At 43.8% G+C, this 16,804-nt stretch carries 17 protein-coding genes; 12 read left to right on the top strand and 5 right to left on the bottom strand.

Features of this window, described 5'->3' with window-relative positions; genetic code table 11:
• Nucleotides 1-39 precede the first annotated feature (39 nt).
• The 4 genes from HPY28_RS21725 (at nucleotide 40) to HPY28_RS21710 (ending at nucleotide 2,099) form a co-directional block, all read left to right on the top strand.
• A complete protein-coding gene (locus tag HPY28_RS21725) occupies nucleotides 40-516 on the top strand; it encodes an NUDIX domain-containing protein (protein ID WP_174231385.1) in 477 nt (158 codons plus the stop codon).
• Nucleotides 517-697: 181 nt separating this feature from the next.
• Nucleotides 698-841, top strand: a complete 144-nt coding sequence (locus HPY28_RS21720) for a YuiA family protein (protein WP_238144523.1) — start codon at nucleotides 698-700, stop codon at nucleotides 839-841.
• Nucleotides 842-1,044: 203 nt separating this feature from the next.
• On the top strand, nucleotides 1,045-1,305 hold the full coding sequence (locus tag HPY28_RS21715; protein WP_017251331.1) for a YuiB family protein: 261 nt from the start codon (nucleotides 1,045-1,047) through the stop codon (nucleotides 1,303-1,305).
• A 158-nt stretch (nucleotides 1,306-1,463) separates the two neighbouring features.
• Nucleotides 1,464-2,099: a 3D domain-containing protein gene (locus HPY28_RS21710; protein ID WP_017251330.1), complete on the top strand. Its 636-nt coding sequence runs from the start codon at nucleotides 1,464-1,466 to the stop codon at nucleotides 2,097-2,099.
• Between the two features lie 89 nt (nucleotides 2,100-2,188).
• Here the strand turns inward: HPY28_RS21710 and HPY28_RS21705 are convergent, their stop codons facing one another.
• A complete protein-coding gene (locus HPY28_RS21705) occupies nucleotides 2,189-2,959 on the bottom strand; it encodes a cobalamin-binding protein (protein ID WP_173622960.1) in 771 nt (256 codons plus the stop codon).
• Between the two features lie 12 nt (nucleotides 2,960-2,971).
• The gene (locus HPY28_RS21700; RefSeq protein ID WP_015892987.1) at nucleotides 2,972-3,448 is read right to left on the bottom strand and encodes a divergent PAP2 family protein; all 477 of its coding nucleotides are present in this window, start codon (nucleotides 3,446-3,448) and stop codon (nucleotides 2,972-2,974) included.
• A 153-nt stretch (nucleotides 3,449-3,601) separates the two neighbouring features.
• On the opposite strand from HPY28_RS21700, the gene HPY28_RS21695 reads away from it, so the two are divergent.
• The 6 genes from HPY28_RS21695 to HPY28_RS21670 all read left to right on the top strand — a co-directional run bounded on the left by HPY28_RS21695 (nucleotide 3,602) and on the right by HPY28_RS21670 (nucleotide 8,525).
• Nucleotides 3,602-3,976 carry a DUF309 domain-containing protein gene (locus HPY28_RS21695; protein ID WP_017251328.1) on the top strand — a complete coding sequence of 125 codons (375 nt, stop codon included), beginning with the start codon at nucleotides 3,602-3,604 and terminating at the stop codon, nucleotides 3,974-3,976.
• Nucleotides 3,977-4,025: 49 nt separating this feature from the next.
• Nucleotides 4,026-5,522 (top strand): leucyl aminopeptidase, encoded by a 1,497-nt coding sequence (locus HPY28_RS21690; RefSeq protein WP_017251327.1) that lies wholly within the window; start codon nucleotides 4,026-4,028, stop codon nucleotides 5,520-5,522.
• A gap of 46 nt (nucleotides 5,523-5,568) precedes the next feature.
• The gene (locus HPY28_RS21685; RefSeq protein ID WP_174231384.1) at nucleotides 5,569-6,000 is read left to right on the top strand and encodes a CoA-binding protein; all 432 of its coding nucleotides are present in this window, start codon (nucleotides 5,569-5,571) and stop codon (nucleotides 5,998-6,000) included.
• Between the two features lie 30 nt (nucleotides 6,001-6,030).
• Nucleotides 6,031-6,627, top strand: coding sequence for a sulfite oxidase-like oxidoreductase (locus HPY28_RS21680; protein ID WP_174231383.1), 597 nt, complete (start codon nucleotides 6,031-6,033; stop codon nucleotides 6,625-6,627).
• Between the two features lie 695 nt (nucleotides 6,628-7,322).
• Nucleotides 7,323-7,901 (top strand): zinc metalloprotease, encoded by a 579-nt coding sequence (locus HPY28_RS21675; protein ID WP_017251324.1) that lies wholly within the window; start codon nucleotides 7,323-7,325, stop codon nucleotides 7,899-7,901.
• Between the two features lie 18 nt (nucleotides 7,902-7,919).
• Entirely contained in the window at nucleotides 7,920-8,525 is a 606-nt protein-coding gene (locus HPY28_RS21670) for a hypothetical protein (protein WP_017251323.1), read from the top strand.
• 499 nt (nucleotides 8,526-9,024) lie between these two features.
• Here the strand turns inward: HPY28_RS21670 and HPY28_RS21665 are convergent, their stop codons facing one another.
• Nucleotides 9,025-10,737, bottom strand: a complete 1,713-nt coding sequence (locus tag HPY28_RS21665; RefSeq protein WP_173622962.1) for a methyl-accepting chemotaxis protein — start codon at nucleotides 10,735-10,737, stop codon at nucleotides 9,025-9,027.
• Between the two features lie 609 nt (nucleotides 10,738-11,346).
• Here HPY28_RS21665 and HPY28_RS21660 point away from each other — a divergent pair.
• The gene (locus tag HPY28_RS21660) at nucleotides 11,347-11,769 is read left to right on the top strand and encodes a PLAT/LH2 domain-containing protein (RefSeq protein WP_017251320.1); all 423 of its coding nucleotides are present in this window, start codon (nucleotides 11,347-11,349) and stop codon (nucleotides 11,767-11,769) included.
• Between the two features lie 252 nt (nucleotides 11,770-12,021).
• A complete protein-coding gene (locus HPY28_RS21655) occupies nucleotides 12,022-13,818 on the top strand; it encodes an FG-GAP-like repeat-containing protein (RefSeq protein ID WP_371813523.1) in 1,797 nt (598 codons plus the stop codon).
• A gap of 59 nt (nucleotides 13,819-13,877) precedes the next feature.
• On the opposite strand, the gene HPY28_RS21650 is transcribed toward HPY28_RS21655, so the two are convergent.
• Both HPY28_RS21650 and HPY28_RS21645 read right to left on the bottom strand, forming a co-directional pair.
• Complete coding sequence (locus HPY28_RS21650) at nucleotides 13,878-15,695, bottom strand: APC family permease (protein WP_017251318.1); 1,818 nt, start codon at nucleotides 15,693-15,695, stop codon at nucleotides 13,878-13,880.
• 209 nt (nucleotides 15,696-15,904) lie between these two features.
• Nucleotides 15,905-16,795, bottom strand: a complete 891-nt coding sequence (locus tag HPY28_RS21645; RefSeq protein WP_238144522.1) for a hypothetical protein — start codon at nucleotides 16,793-16,795, stop codon at nucleotides 15,905-15,907.
• Nucleotides 16,796-16,804: the final 9 nt, after the last annotated feature.

Here is a 16,804-nt window from a genome sequence, read left to right as displayed (position 1 = left end):
GGGGTTTCCTTTAGCCAGGACGTGGAAGGAGCGAGCTGGATGCGGGAAGGGAAGGTTTGGCTAGGCGCCTGCGGGATTGTTATTCGCGGGCAAGAAGCACTGGTTGTCAAAAAAACGTACAGCGGACTAAAAGGACAATGGTCATTTCCTGCGGGATTCGTGCAGGAGGGCGAGACTGTAGATGAAGCAGCAGTGCGTGAGGTGTTGGAAGAAACGGGTGTCGAGGCAGTCGTACGACAAGTAGCGGGAATCCGTTCTGGCGTCATTCGGGAGTCCATTAGCGACAATATGGTCGTATTTTGGATGGATTACATAGGTGGGGAGCCGCGCCCGCAGGAAGGTGAGATCGCGGAAGCGAGATTTATGTCGATACAGGACCTGCTTCAAGACCCGCTGTCATCGACTTATTTGAAAATCATATTGCCGGACTATATCAAACGTGAGCAAGGAATGACAGGTCAATCATTTGATATCGATCCCATTTTTCAATACACATCCTATAAAATCTTTAAGTAATACTGCGAATAAACTAGATAAACCGCAATGTTTCCGCTTACATTGCGGTTTTTTTATGGTTTTTTCGCAATGAACTGTATTGTGAACCAAGGGGAAATTCTGATATAGTTAGATACATCAAAATAATCTGAAAATACATGCAATTAATTCTCACGCATGTATGCCGAAAGGGGAGCTCAACATGAGACAAAAACAAGAACAGTGCCCGTACTGCCACGGCCAAGGGTATTTCCAACTGCTCCTGGGGGGCTCGGAGAATTGTCCTAACTGTGACGGAGCTGGTACACAGGAAGCTCAGAAGGAAGCTGTTTCTTTTCATCAATAGTGATTAAGGAACCTCGCATAGAAACCGTCGAAGCGAATGCATCGGCGGTTTTTTCTGTCAGGCCATACACATACGATAGGGTTCTCTTATTGACCGATCCCTCGCCTTTTTGCTACACTTAATACCGAAAATAGCCCGTCTTTCCTGTATTTGCCGAAAAAGTGGCAAAAGGTGGAGAAGGTGGCAGGAGGTCTTTTTCGTCGATGAACTTGATGCAATTTATGGTATCCATTGTTCTGTTCTCCGTGCTAGGGTTTGGCATTGGGTTTATTTTAAACATGATTTTGAAAACAACATGGTTTCCAGTTGTGATCGGCGTGGGTGTAGTTGTAGGTGCGCTTGTCTATCAACAAATCGTTCCGGGAATATGGGATTCGCTCATTCTGGGTTGCGGTATGGCAGGTACAGTGGCGAGTGGCTGGACCATTCAAACGCTTCGCAAAAAAGGATATCGGATGTTTTAATCAAGTACAAGCAGGCCTTTGTTTCGGGCCTGTTTTTCTTTTGGTATTTTATTGGAAAAACATATAACTGACTGAATATTTCTGTAATCAACCAAAATTTGTGTATACTTTCCTCCTCGTCGGGACATGACTAGAAACGAGAGGAGGTTTACCAAGAAATGAATGGAAAGCAGTTCGTAAGTATCGTCGCGCTGTTCATCCTGGTCTTGACGGCCTTCGCAAGCGATGGATACAGCTATAATGTTGTGGGAGACCACGGAGTCTCATCCACTTTTGGAATCAAGGAAATGAAAGAGGGGCAACATGTCGTCAAAAAACGGACGGTATCAGCCAGTTCTCTTACTCAAGTGATTGATAAAGCGGATGTATTTCACGATCAATATCCAAAAGTACGTGTAGTTGCGACCGGCTACTATGCTGGATACGAGTCGACGGGCAAAAATCCATCTCACCCGTCCTATGGCATTACATATTCAGGTGTAAAAGTTCGTAGGGACGACTATTCCACGATTGCAGCTGATCTGCGCGTTTTCCCGCTGGGGACCATTTTGTACATCCCCGGTTATGGATATGGCGTTGTAGCTGACAAGGGTGGAGCGATTCGCGGCCATAAGATTGACCTGTATTTCGAGACCAAGCAGGACGTATTCTCGCAATGGGGGAAAAAATCGGTGGACGTGTATATCGTAAAAAAAGGCGAAGGCAAAGTAACGGAAGCTTTTCTGAATAGCTTGAATGAAAAAGGAATCGCAGCCATGGCGGAACCCGTCAGCGGCCAACAACAAACTGAATAGCAACTAACGAAAACAAATGGATGCCGCATCGGTGGCATGAAAGAAAAAAAGAAAAAACGTTCAAGGCACAGGCTTTGAACGTTTTTTTGTCATTCTGTATGAATCAAGTCAACCAGCTTCTCCAGTCCTTCCAAAATGCGAGGAGAAGGGCGGCAATAAAGGCCCTCTTCCAACAAGTGGACCTGATTGTTTCGAATCGCAGTCATGTTCATCCACTCTGGGCGGTTTGTGATCATGTCAGGCTTGATTCGCTTCAGTTCAATTCCGCACCAGACGACACAAATATGATCGGGATCGCGTTCCATGACCATTTCTCGGGTAGCCTTGACGTTCGCGACAGGATAATCTGCAAAAATATTAGTGGCACCCGCAATCTCACTTACATCAGTCAGCCAGTTTTCCTGACCAGGTGTGTAGATGGGATTCGGCCACCATTCCCAGTACAGCTTCGGGCGTTGAGCGTACTTCGCGGCCTTTTGTCGGATGCTTTCAATGGTTTCGTCAAATTGAACCGCAAGCTGCTCGGCTTGCCTCTGTGTTCCTGTTGCCTCACCGACGAGTCGGATATCCTGAGCGATTTCTGCGATCCGGGAAGGGTTCAGGACGATATGAGGAATGTCTCTATCGCGCAGTGCCTCTATATTTTTCTCCATGCCAGGAACAGAGAGTGACGCTACGACCAGATCCGGTTGGAGGGCAGCGACCAGGTCCATATCGATTGTCAAATCGGGCCCAACCCGGGGGAGATGCTGCCACTCCAGCGGCCAGTCAGAGTGATCATCCAATCCGACGACATGCTCATGCAGGCCTAAATAATAAAGGATTTCGGTATTGCTGGGACAGATGGAAACAATGCGCATGGGAGCCCTCCTTTAAAAAAACGGATGGAGCAATAACGCAATCATGACGCCTAACCAACCGCCGATCAAAACCTCGATCGGTTGATGACCGAGTAGTTCTTTCAGTTTTTTTGCTTTTTCCTGGCTAGGTCGTACTTTTAACGATTTCATTCCTTCTAACAGGTGGTTGAATTCATCGACCAGCTTATTTAAGACAACGGCTTGCATACCGGCATGGCGGCGGACACCTGCGGCATCAAACATCACGATTACGCCGAGAATAGCGGAAATAGCGAACATGTTGCTGCCGAAGCCTTCACGCAGTCCCACGGCTGTGGATAGTGCCGTCACCGCAGAAGAGTGGGAGCTGGGCATACCGCCTGTACTCATGAGTAGTGACCATTGCCACGTTTTCGTTGCAAAAAAATGGAGGGGAATTTTGATAAATTGGGCGATCCCTATGGCTAGCAGTGCTGCCCATAAGGGGAAGTTTTCAAAAAAATCCGCCACGGAAAATCCATTCCTTTCTACTGTGCGCTTATCTCTAGGATTATTGTAACAGAAGGGCGTTGTCTTAATCCGTGAAGTTTTTGTTTGGATGTAAAGTCATTGCCAATCTGTGTTACCATGAAGACGGAAGGTTCGAAACGGAGGCATGCATCCATGGGGTATCCCGAGCAGTATTTGCAGTTCATTGAAAAATTCAATGATGGAGAATACTACGAATGCCACGATCTGTTGGAAGACATCTGGATGGAAGATAAGTCAGACAAGTTTCTGCAAGGATTGCTGCAATTGTCAGTCGGACTGTATCACCAAGAGTACGGCAATATAAAAGGTGCTCGCTGGATGTTAGGCAATGCACGAAAGTATTTGACCCGTTACCAGCCAGTTCATTGGGGACTGGACGTAACAAGAGTTCTTCGTTACATAGATGAATGCGAGAAATTGTTGCCGGAAAAGGATGTCATTTCTTACACAGAGGCAAAAGCCATGACGTTTCCACCCTTGCGCTTATATGTCGACACATCATGTTAAACAAATGTGCCCATATAGTATCCTACCACACAGAAAGAGGGAAGAGTATATGAAAGTAGCAGTAGAAAAACGCATACAGCTTGTGAATATTGCGTGTGATGAACTGATTGTTCCGCTGTGGAAGGGTGAGGAGATTTCGCAAGTATACCCGGAATTGGACGAAGCTTTTGGAGGCAGTCTGAGTGGTTTGCAGCAGGACAAGGAAGTTACGGGTGAGGCAAAGGAAATTACGGTTGTTCACGGAATGAGCAACGTAGCTGCGAAAAAACTGTTGATCGTCGGGATGGGTGAACCAGGGAAATTTGATTTCGTCGCAGCCCGAAATGCATGGGGACGTGCAGCCAAAACGGTTGTGGGAAAAGGCAACGGCAAAACAGTAGTTATTGATTTGCCAACAACAGAGCATCTGAGTGCTGATCGTCTGGCGCAGGCAGTGACAGAAGCCTTTGGACTTGCCGAATACAATTACGAGGGCTATCGTCAAAAGGCAAAGCGTGAGTCTGACCCAATTGCGACGGTGCAAATTTTGTCAGCAGATGCCGATGCTTCATTGGTACAGGCAGGTGTTGCACGTGGTTCGGCGCTCGTATCCGGGACGAATCTGGCGCGCACGCTCGTCAATGAACCAGCTAACTACTTGACTCCACGCGCTTTGAAGGATGCGATGGTAGGGGTAGCAGAGCGCTATGGCATGACTGTGGAAGTAATGGAAAAAGCGAAGTTGGAAGAGCTGGGGATGGGCGGAGTGCTTTCTGTAGCACAAGGCAGCGAGCTTGAGCCTTACGTCGTGGCAGTCAAATATCAAGGAAGAGACACGTGGGACGATGTCATTGGCCTGATCGGTAAAGGCGTGACATTTGATACAGGTGGAATTTCCATCAAGCCAGTAGCAGGCATGGAAGACATGAAGTCGGACATGGGTGGAGCGGCTTCGATGATCGGCGCATTGGAGGCACTGGGACAGATTAAACCAAAAGTAAACGTACTGGCTGTCGTCGGTACCGTGGAAAATATGCCATCCGGAACGGCATTCCGTCCAGGGGATGTCATCACGACCATGAGCGGCAAAACGGTAGAGATCATTACGACAGACGCAGAAGGTCGCCTCGTACTGGCTGATTGCATCACTTATGCAAAAGAGCAAGGTGTGTCTTGCTTGGTAGATGCCGCTACCTTGACAGGTGGTATCGTGGTCGCGCTCGGTCATTTCTGCTCTGGCGCCATGACTAATGATAAAGTACTGTTGGATGAACTGATGAAAGCAGCAGATGTGGCAGGTGAGCGTTTGTGGCAGCTCCCTACCTTCGATGAGTACCGCAGCCTGAACAAGAGCCGTTTTGCCGATTTGAAAAACTCGGGTGGACGTTATGGCCACGGTATCATCGGTGGTGTTTTCCTGCAAGAATTCGTTGGCGACACACCGTGGGTACATCTGGACATCGCGGGTACGGCGTACACAGCAAGTGCTGGCGACATGCAACCAGCTGGCGGTACCGGAGCGATGACGCGGACCATCGTTGAATTCGTTTCCAGTCGTAGTAAATAAGAGGTAGTTCAACTTCCAAATTCAAAATAAAAAGGAGTGTTTTCACATGGCTCAAAATCCAAGCAACGAAGCACGTCGTCAACTGCTGGAGGATGCAAAAACGATCGCAGTAGTGGGGCTGTCCAACAAGCCGGACCGTACCAGCTATATGGTATCGCAAGCCATGCAGAACGCGGGCTACACGATCATCCCGGTCAATCCTGTCATCGCGGGTGAAACGGTTTTGGGTGAAAAAGTATTGGGGAGGCTGATTGAGATTGATCAGCCAGTAGACATCGTCAATGTGTTCCGCCGCAGCGAAGACATGATGCCTGTTGCAGAGGAAGCATTGAAAATGCAGAACAAGCCAAAAGTGTTCTGGATGCAACAAGGCATTGCCAACGAAGACGCGGCTAAATTGGTTGCAGATCAAGGCATCGAGGTTGTGCAGGACATGTGCATCAAGGTAGATCACGCCCTTTTGCGGGTTGGAAAATAAGAGACTGACATTCGAGGGAGTGGAAACAACATGTTTATCAACCCAGCGGCAGATACCAAGCGCGATCGCATTCCACCGAATCAAAAACAGACGACAGGCTTTCCTGTCCTGCACTATGGAGAGGTTCCGGAATATACAGATCTGTCTACGGAGTGGAGTTTTCGCCTTTTTGGTCTCGTCGAAGAAGAAGTAACACTGGCCTACGAACAAATGATGGCTCTGCCAAAAGGCGGCACGACCAACGATATTCACTGCGTGACAGGCTGGAGCAAGCTGGACAATGAATGGGAAGGCATTCCCGTGGAGGAAGTTCTGAAGCTGGTGAAGGTGAAGCCGGAAGCGAAATACGTCATGCTGCACGCTGAGCACGGATGGACTGTGAACATTCCGCTGGTCGACTTCATGAAAAGCGGTAATCTGTTCGCCACGAAACATAACGGTGAAGACTTGACCCCTGAGCACGGATGGCCGCTGCGCTTCGTCGTCCCGCATCTCTATTTTTGGAAAAGCGCCAAGTGGGTGCGTGGGATTGAGTTTATGGAGAAAGATAAGCAAGGGTTTTGGGAGAAGAATGGGTACAATATGTATGGCGATCCCTGGAAAGAGCAGAGGTTTGCTTGGGATTGATTTGAGAAAAGAGGCGGTGATGATCCGCCTCTTTTTTGTTTTAAAGGATTTAATTTCACAAGCTACTCGTCTTATTCCATCTAAGGCTTCGTCATACGACTCTATGACAAATTCGAAAACACGGTATAACAAGTACAAATGATACTACCTGACGAATGCCGGGATCCTACAAGAAACGATTTTGAATGGCAAACTGCTAAAGCAATCGAACTTGATTCTGAAATCCTTATTTAGGATTGGCTCAAAATGTCATGTGGCCCAATTGTGGACATAATTTCTATGTCGGCCGAGCGGTAGCACCACAAATACCAGAGTTTTTTTAACTATGTTCTCGTAACCATTCGTGTTTGACAGGAAGAATGCATTTACAATGTGGTACATTGAAACGTTTGAATGTCAAGTGCAGCTTAACAATTTGTACGCCCCAAGTAAAAGGCGAAGGGACGTGCATAGTTGTTACGGAGGGATCATAGTAGCAAATAACCCGCTAGGCTTAGTGTCTTAGCGGGTTATTTTGGCTTTTACAGTGAGATCACAGTCACGTAGCTAAAAATGAATTGTATTTTTTGTTTTACAGGAAGAAAAAGGGAATTATTATATAATTATGGAAGCGTAGAGAAGGTGAGAGAATACCTGATTTTACGTGTTGTTATTTCCATTAACTGTATGCAACAATTTAAAAAAGGAGCATAAAAATGAATAAAAAAAGAGTATTTGGTTTAGTCTTACTAGGAGCTTTTTCTTTAACCAATGTAGCATATGCGGAATTGACGAGGGGTGATGCATTTTTTGATACTACTCCAACATCAAGTTATGTCAAGGACATTGATACCTATATCACTGCTTCAGTTTCAGATGAGAAACTACTAGGTGCTGTTACTGAAGCTATAGAAGACTATGAGGGTATTTCTGGAGCTAATATTAACTATGATACATCCAATGCGTCTTCTTCTAATTACGATTTGAGGGTTACTGCAGGTCAATATGGATTGGATTATGCTGGAGAGACCCGCTTATATTATTTAGACAGCAATGATAATTACGAAAGACATTACGGGACTGAATCTTGGGATAGAGTTAAAATAATTCTAAATCGTGAATATATGGATTACTATAACTACAGTTCTGCAAACCGCAGAAAAACTACAATTCATGAATTTGGTCATGGACTTGGCTTAGTCCATCAAGCGTCTAATTCTATAATGGAGCAAGGAAAGTTGAGCCTTACTGATCCTACGACATTAGACGAAAATAATTTATCCTGGAAGTACTAGGAGAAAGCAGGTGGAGTTATGAAAAAATTAATCGCTGTTTCTGTTGCTACAATTGCTTTGTTAGTAGGAGGAGCATTTTCTTATAAAGAATTAAACACTTCTGAAAAAGATTATCGAGTTGCTATGAATCAAGCCGATTTTATTTTGTTTGAAAATATCGAAGAGGTTGAAAAGTACTCGGGCTATATAGTACAAGTTGAATTTACTGGAAAGAGATCATTAAAAGAATGGAATCTTGGCGAAGGTGATGTAAAAACTGCTTCAGAGTCCGAAGTAAAAATACAGAAGGTTCACAAGGGAAGTCTTGAAGAAGGAGATACAATCTCTGTATATGAGCCTGCTTATTTCGAGGGTGATGTTTTTGATACAGTTGAAGGCTATAATCTCATGAATGAAGAAGGTACCTACGTATTATTCTTGAGAGATACAGGTGATAAAGCAGGATATGCAATTATCGGAATGTATCAAGGTAAATATGATATCAGTGCAGGTATGCAGAATACAAAGGCTAAAAAAGCACAACCAACTGATACTTACCGTAGTTTAGAGGAAAGTGAATATTTTGGTGAAAATGTTGAGCAGTTTAATAAATTGAAGAAAGAAGTTTTAGAGAAGTATAATTAGCTATTAGTTAAATGGTTGCTAACTCATTTGTTGAGTGGTTCAATGATCGTGGAGTAGGGAAGAATTATTATGTAATAAATAAAGAATTTAACAAAGGTCCATTTACAAGCAGAAAAGATCACATTGTTTATACTGCTATTTCAGACTTTGAAATTATGGAGTATGATAAGTGATTTATTAATTTATCTAACTAAGCACCCACGTGGTGCTTTTTATTTTGGAGGTGGGTGAAATGTAGTGCCTCAGTATGTCGACCGGAGCTCAGTCACTCGGACACGTATTTTTAATTGCACCACCTTCTAAAATGAAGATATGGGGAAAGCAAGGCGAGTGCCGTCCCGCTGATCGCAAGACAGGTCACTACCTTGCCATTATGTAAGCTTTTTCGCACGTGGCTTGACAATTTGTCTTAAAAAAACGAGTGAGATCAAAAATAGATCAGCATCGAAAAATCCTCGCTATCTGTGCAGATGCGAGGATTTCCATTCATATCGTTATGCTATGCTAACTTAAATGTACCTGTAATTTCCTGAAGCTCCTGTGCCAATATATTTAGAGATTGGGTTGAAGCTGAAATTTCCTCCATTGTAGCCAACTGCTCCTCAGAGGAAGCGGCAACCAACTGTGAGTTCCCAGCTGTTTCTTTGGAAATCCGCTCAAACTCAGAAACAGTAGCAGAAATCTCTTCGGAACTGGCTGACATCTCTTCTGCCAAAGCTGATACCTCTTGAATTTGATCGGTGACGTCCTGGATTTTGTTTACTATTTTCTGGAATGATTCACCTGCCTCGTGGACGACGCTGATCCCAGATTGAACATTTTGGTTTACTTTACTCATCGTGCCTACGGCATGGTTCGTATTGTTTTGAATCTCGTGAACCAAGTGTGCAATCTGTTTTGCTGATTCCTCCGATTGTTCAGCAAGCTTTCTTACTTCATCAGCCACAACAGCAAAACCTCTTCCATTCTCTCCCGCTCTGGCAGCTTCAATCGCTGCGTTTAACGCCAATAAATTGGTCTGCGAGGCGATGCCGGTAATCACATCTACGATTTTGACAATCTCTTCAGAGCGTTCACCCAAGAATTTTATGACATTGGTTGAGGTATCTACAGCCTCCTTGATTGAGTCCATCTGCTCGACAGCTTCTCGAATCGAAGTATTCCCTTGTATCGCTTCCTCCGAAGCCTCTGTGGAGGAGACAGACACCGTATAGGCTGATTCTGCAATTTTTTGGATGCCTACTGCCATTTCTTCCACGGATCGCGCACTCTCCTCTGACCCGTGAAGCTGTTGCTCCGCGCCATTGGCTACTTCCTGAATCGCAGTTGTAACGACAGTAGTGGCTTCCGCTGTTTGTTCCGCGCTAGCTGCCAACTCTTCCGAGCTCCCTGCTAAGGAAAGGGCATTGTCGTTAATTTTGCTGACAACGGTACGCAGTCCAGCGATCATTTGATTAAAATCTTTGGTAAGTGTCCCAATTTCGTCCCTGGATTGATATTCTCCGAATACGGTAAGGTCGCCAGCTTGGGCCCGGCTCATCAGTTCCTGTATTTTTTTTACCGGTTTTGTAATCATATTGCTAATAACAACACCAATTACCGCTAGTAGAATAACAAACACGATGACAGCAACAAGCATGAAAGTAGCTTCAGTTTCGGCATTTTGCTTGTTTTCTGCATTGACCTTCCTTGTATCATCGCTCATGTAGTCCGAGAATTCCTTCATCACATCGAAGGTCTCTTGCTGCACAGCGTAGACTTTTGTTAGGTAATACTGATAGGCTTCCGCGTTCCTGTTGGTTGTAGCAAGTTCTATTGTTTTATTTCGTTCAGTAACGTAAGTGTCATACAATCCCTTGAATTTCTTGAACAGCTCGCTTTTCTTCTGATCGAAAGCGATGTTGTCCAGATCGGCTATTACTTTTGCATTATCATTTTTCACTTGTTCAATATTGTCTATTAATTCTTTATTCCTTTTCTGGTCTGTGGTAACCATTAGTTCCATAAAATAAGAGGCATTGGTCTGCATATTGGTGCGGATCTTGCTGATCGACTCGACAGCATAAAAGTTTTCGTTATACAACGTTTCCGAGCTTTCGGCCACATCTCTTGTGGAAATGTACCCAACCCCTCCGACTGCGATCAACATCATTAATGCTAGGACAATAAGCGTAAAGATTTTGTAATACAACTTCAAATTTCGAAAGAACATCCGCTCTCACCTTTCTTATGAAAATACGATATGCTTGTTGTTTTCCGCTATTTTTGAAACTTTAAACATTTTTCGTAGACTGCTAAACTCGATAACACCGACGGATAGAAGCAACGGCTGACCGAGGAGGGCATTTTTTTACCTGTTTAATGGTTACACAAGTATATGTACGGCGATCCCTGGAAAGAGCAGAGGTTTGCTTGGGATTGATTGAAAAAAAGTGGAGAGGCACTTTCCTTATTTTTAGGGAGGTGCCTTATCTTGTTTGTATATTCCATCACTTCAAAGGATTGAATCTTGCTCAAAGCTACATAGTCTTTTCGAGAGGAAAAAAAATTCTTTTTCATGGCCACTGATCATTTTTATAACAAACAATGCGTCATCATATTAATTTTCAAGCTATAGACTTCACAATTAAAGATATGATTTTATCTTTTTACCGACAGTCTTGCTTTATTGAGGAAACGGATGACCCTGGAAGAGGAGTCAGGAGTCCAAAGAAGTAGTAAGGCAGACATGAAAAAAATATATATTGGAAATATTTACAATTAATTATATATGTGATAATTTATATATTGTAAAAAATACCAAAATATGGAGGTTTTACCGTTGAAAAAAATAGCTTCCTTATTTACTGCTATCGCTATTCTTGTATCTGTAGCTCCTATTTCTTCATTTGCTGCTCCCCAAAATGCTAGCACACAAGCTCTGAAAAATTATACTTTGGAAATTAAGACATCTGATGATCAAGATTCAGGCACTGACGCTAATATTAAAGTCACGATAAGAGGTTCAAAAGATTCTTTCACAAGAGAGATTAATGGTAGCTTTGAGCGAGGTGATCTTGAAACGTTTTACATTTCAGGAAAAGACGTTGGAGAAATTAGATCAGTTACTTTAATTCAAGATGATAATGGCCATAAGTCAGACTGGAAAGTTGAATATGTTATCCTGAATAATTTGAAAAAAACGGTGAATTCATGGGTGGGACTAAATGGAAATTCTGGTAGTCTGGACATTCCTTTAAGTTAAAATATTGGTCAAGCCCCTGTTGCTCAGCTATTAGTCTGGGCAACACTGCTGTAGTTACATTAGTAAATGTACGGTGACTCGCAGAAAGAGCAAAGGTTTGCTTGGGATTGATCATACAAGTTAGAGGGGCGGGAAACCGCCTCTTCATTTGTTTTATTAAATTCACATTCATGCCTAAACAGCAATATCATGATGAAGGGCATTTGCATAGTATGCACCACGTGCATTTTTTAGCCTTTATTGGTGTTTGGCGTGAAGCATTTCGATCAGGGAATGGCTGCCTGTATTCCTGTAAGAAAGGGTGAATCCAAATTGGCCTGCCCATTTTTTCAACCCTCAGTCGAATATAATACGGGAGGAACATCTCCTTCCAGCATTACTTCTGCAGATTTTAATGGAGACGGTTTAATAGACCTGGCTGTAGTGGATATTGGGTCCAACGATGTTTCTATTCTTGTCAACAATGGGTCCGGCGTGTTTTCCGTATCGCAAACGATACCGTTCAATACTTTGTTCCCTGGGTCTTTATTAGGGCAAATTGCAGCAGCAGATTTTAATGGAGATGGCTTCATTGATTTGGCTGTAACGGATCAAACTCCCAATGACCGAGTTTTTATCCTTTTGAATAACGGGGATGGCACTTTTGCTGCACCTGTAGCTTATAGTACAGGTGTGTTTCCTGCTGTTTCGCAATCTTTTGCAATTGCTACAGGTGACTTTGATGGTGTAAACGGTGTGGACTTAGCTATAGCAAATGTAGGCCAAATTACAGGAACTAGTTTCATTACTGTCTTGTTGAATAATGGATCAGGTGTATTTACCATGGCGCCAGGGAGTCCATTTGACACTAATCCTGGTTTGGCCCCTTTTGATATTGTAGCGGCTGACTTTAATGGAGATGGGAGACTTGATCTGGCCACTGCCAATCGAGACACGAATGATGTAACGATATTTAGTGGGAATGGGAACGGTACGTTCCAAACTCCTGGAGTGAGTTTCTCTGTACTTCCAGGGGGATCATCCCCCATTAGCCTTGTAGCTGCTGATTTAAATGGTGATGGGTCTATCGATATTGCTGTCGGGAATATTGCTACGAGTAATGTAACCGTCTTTCTAAACGATGGATTCGGTTCTTTTACAGAAGCAGCAGGAAGTCCCTTTACCTTGGGCGCTAATGCATTTCCTTTTGATATAACAGCGGCTGACTTTAATTGTGATGGAGTCATTGATTTGGCTACCCCAAATGCGGGTTCCGATAACGTTTCTGTACTCATAAACAACGGGTCAGGAGGGTTCTCGACTCCCTTTCAGTTCCCTACAGGAGCAGGTCCTTTCAGCATTACAGTAGCTGATTTTAACGGAGACGGAAGAGTTGACATTGCTACTGCAAACGAGGATTCGAGCAATGTTTCTGTTTTGCTCAATGGATGCGTGCAGCCACCAACCTGCCCACCTGACATGGTAGTACCCTGCCCTATCGTAAACTATCCAACACCTGTTGCCACCTGCCCCGGAGTCACTGTTACCTGTTCTCCGCCTTCTGGCTCCCTTTTTCCAGTGGGAGACACTGTTGTCACCTGTACGGCACAAGATATATTTGGGAATACGGAAGTATGTTCATTTACTATCACGGTTATTGACGAGCCTCCAACCATCAATTGCCCTGAGGATATCACAGTCCCTGTTTTACCTGGGCAAACGTCCGCTACGGTTACCTATGAAGTCACTGCCACTGATACTTGTGGGGTGACCTCTATTACCTGTCATGGGATCACACGGTCCTTTTCTCCTCCTGCCCCCATTGCAGTTGCAACTTTTACCATGGACTTTCCTGTAGGGATGACGATGCTCACCTGCACAGCCAGGGATCAGTCAGGAAATATGGCCTCTTGTAGCTTTGTGGTTACCGTCACTTCTGGAGTCTCTAACAGTATTCAGCCAGAAATCATTCGAGTAAAAAAAGTGTATGATTGGGTAGTCTTTCAATCTAATTTTAGGCTCATACTGGATTTAAATCGTAGTCATGATGATCAAGGAAATCAAAAATGAACCCGTCTCCTTACAAGGGACGGGTTTTTTTAGTTGTTTATGGTTTAATGGATAACGCTTCATTTCTTTAAGCGATATGGAACCGTAGCGATTTTTACATCTTGGCGGGCAAATAAATACGCGCGGATCAATAAACTTGTCTGGTTATGAAGTAAGTTATGCCACCAACGCTTGGTAATAAACTGCGGAATCATGACAGTAACATGATCCGTTTCTGCCTTTTTCCACTCAACGGTGTCAATAAACTTAAACAAAGGTCTTATGATACTGCGATAATGTGAACGCAGGACAATCAAACGTACTCCGGGATTCCAGAGATCCCATTTTTCTTCCATTTTCTTCATGTCTTCATCACTGAACCCGACGTAGACAGCGATAATATCATCTGACAATGATTGCGCATAACTAATGGTGTTTTTCACCACCTGCGAAATCCCTGCCACAGGAATAACGATTACACTCCCTTTGGGTTCGGGTTTGTCTGTTTCCATATCAAGTCGTAACTCATTTGCTAAATCTCTATAATGCTGATTGATCTTCCTAAAGATGAAAATGACGATAGGAAGGAAAATAAAAATCGGCCAAACCTGAGAGAGTTTTGTAATCAAAAAGATGAGGCAAATGGTAAGGGTCGTTAGCATTCCTAACGTATTGATAACAAAAGGTAGTAGCCACCCTGGGGGCTTTTTGGAAATCCAGCGTTTCATCATTCCGGCTTGAGACAAGGTAAACGGGATAAAAACCCCAAGGGCATATAAAGGGATTAAGTTTTCCGTTTCTCCTTTAAAAGCAATCACTAATAGTGCTGAAAGAATAGCCAAGAAAATAATTCCGTTTGAAAACCCAAGACGATCTCCCCGAACCATGAACATATTTGGCATAAATCTGTCTTTGGCTAACATAAAGGCGAGTAAAGGAAAGGCTGCAAAAGCAGTATTAGCGGCCAGGAATAAAATAAGGGCTGTAACAGCCTGAATCGAGTAATACACGATTCCTCGTCCAAAAACAGCAGAAGCAATTTGAGATACTACCGTTTCCTTTGGATTCGGTGAAATACCAAACAAATAAGCCAATAGGCTAATGCCCATGAACATAACACCGAGGATAAGCCCCATTATGATAAGCGTTAATGCTGCATTTTTCGGTGCTGGGTCCCTGAAGTTGGGAATTGCATTGGATACGGCTTCTACCCCTGTTAATGCCGAACACCCTGAACTAAACGCTCTCAATAGCAGGAATAAAGTTATTCCCGGAACAACTGTCCCATATTCTGGGGGATGAGCTTGAACATTTCCAGCCAACCATTGAAAACCGCCGCCAATAATTAAGACGAGGATAGCGACAACAAACAAATAAACAGGGTACATTAAAATCGTTGCCGATTCTGTTATTCCACGTAAATTTAATATCGTAACGATTGCAATCATGAACAAGGCAAGTAGAACGCGATGTTCATGTAGCACTGGAAATGCCGAGGTAATAGCGTCTGTAGAAGCAGACGTACTAACAGCAACCGTTAGAATGTAGTCCACGAGCAAAGAGCCACCTGCAACCAGTCCAGTAGTAGTTCCTAAATTGTCCTTTGCGACAATGTATGCTCCACCACCTGTTGTATAAGCAAAGATGGTTTGACGGTAAGACAAAATGAGTATGGTTAAAAGACCAACAACCGCAATGGAGATGGGGATAGAGTACCACATCGCTACTGCACCCAAAGTAATTAACACGAGAAGAATCTGTTCTGTACCGTAAGCGACAGAAGAAAGAGCATCAGATGAAAGAACCGCCAAAGCCTTTACTTTATTTAACTTTTCTTCGGCAAGTTCACTTGATTTCATAGGTCTACCGAGTAAAAATCGCTTGAATTCTGAGATCATGTGTATTCCCCTATCTGACATTTCTCGTTAGTTTTCCCACAGCTACAAAAAAATGAGTCCATTTCTTTGTTTCCCATGGATTGGCAACTATGTAAGTAGGTAGGCTAAAAAAACGGGTTCTTGTCCTTTAGCTTCATGCTTTTGGACAAAACCCGTTGCAATCATGTAATGGGAGTCTTTTACAGGAATGACTCCTCGGAACAAGTCATTCACAGAATACGTTGAAACAATCGAAAATCGGGTGGACTGCACCCTGCCATACGGTAAAGTCTCAGATAACTGTACGCGTATTTATAAAAATGGCCATGTCTGCTTTCAGCTAACGCCTGTTCCCAGTAAGAAGGTTCTAATGGATTCAACTCGTTTGCCGTAACTGCCGACTCAGATTCAACCCGATTTTCCTCGAGTGTATTTGCATAAGCCAAGAGGTTGATTCTTGCGTAAAAGGCCGGATCGAGATTGTCGTGTACATCATGGCGATAAGCTTGTTTCATTTCTACAATGGCGTGACCATGCGTAAGGATATGCCCCAACTGCATATCGCCTTTCTCCATTTGCACCGGTCTCTGAAAGTTATGGAGTAAGTCAAGCACAGTCTCCGGAGTCAGCTGCAATCTTACACCAGTATAAGGTACGCCGTCAGGATCAATGACGATATTCTCTCCATTCACAGTAACAAAACCAGGACCTGATGCTTGGAAACTACCAACAATTTTCCCCATGGCATCAAACAATTCGGCAGTTGCCGGAATAGCGGAACGAGAGAGCATGCTCAGCAAATAGAACGTGTAAATCACGTCATGACCAAGCGCATGGCATGTTTGGTTCTTTTGGACAAGCAGTCTCATCATTTGAGCAGGAAAGTCCTCGTATTCGTTGTTTGCCCGATACTGCTGTTCGTTTGCATGTTCTTCCACAATTTTATCAAGATTTTTACGAATCAACTCTTCTAACTTGGCAGGTACAAGTTTTTCTTCCAAGAGTTCAGTCAAGGCGATAACTGCACACGCCCAATGTCCTTCCCACATATTGCTTTGTGACGATTCGATCATTTTTTGGCAAGCCCATTTCCTATAGAAATCGATATCCAAATCAATCACCTCTCAATC

Source organism: Brevibacillus sp. HB1.2 (assembly GCF_013332495.1).
Classification (GTDB): Bacteria; Bacillota; Bacilli; order Brevibacillales; family Brevibacillaceae; genus Brevibacillus; species Brevibacillus porteri.
The sequence above is the reverse complement of the archived record's forward strand: the minus strand, read 5'-3'. Positions and strand labels throughout refer to the sequence as shown.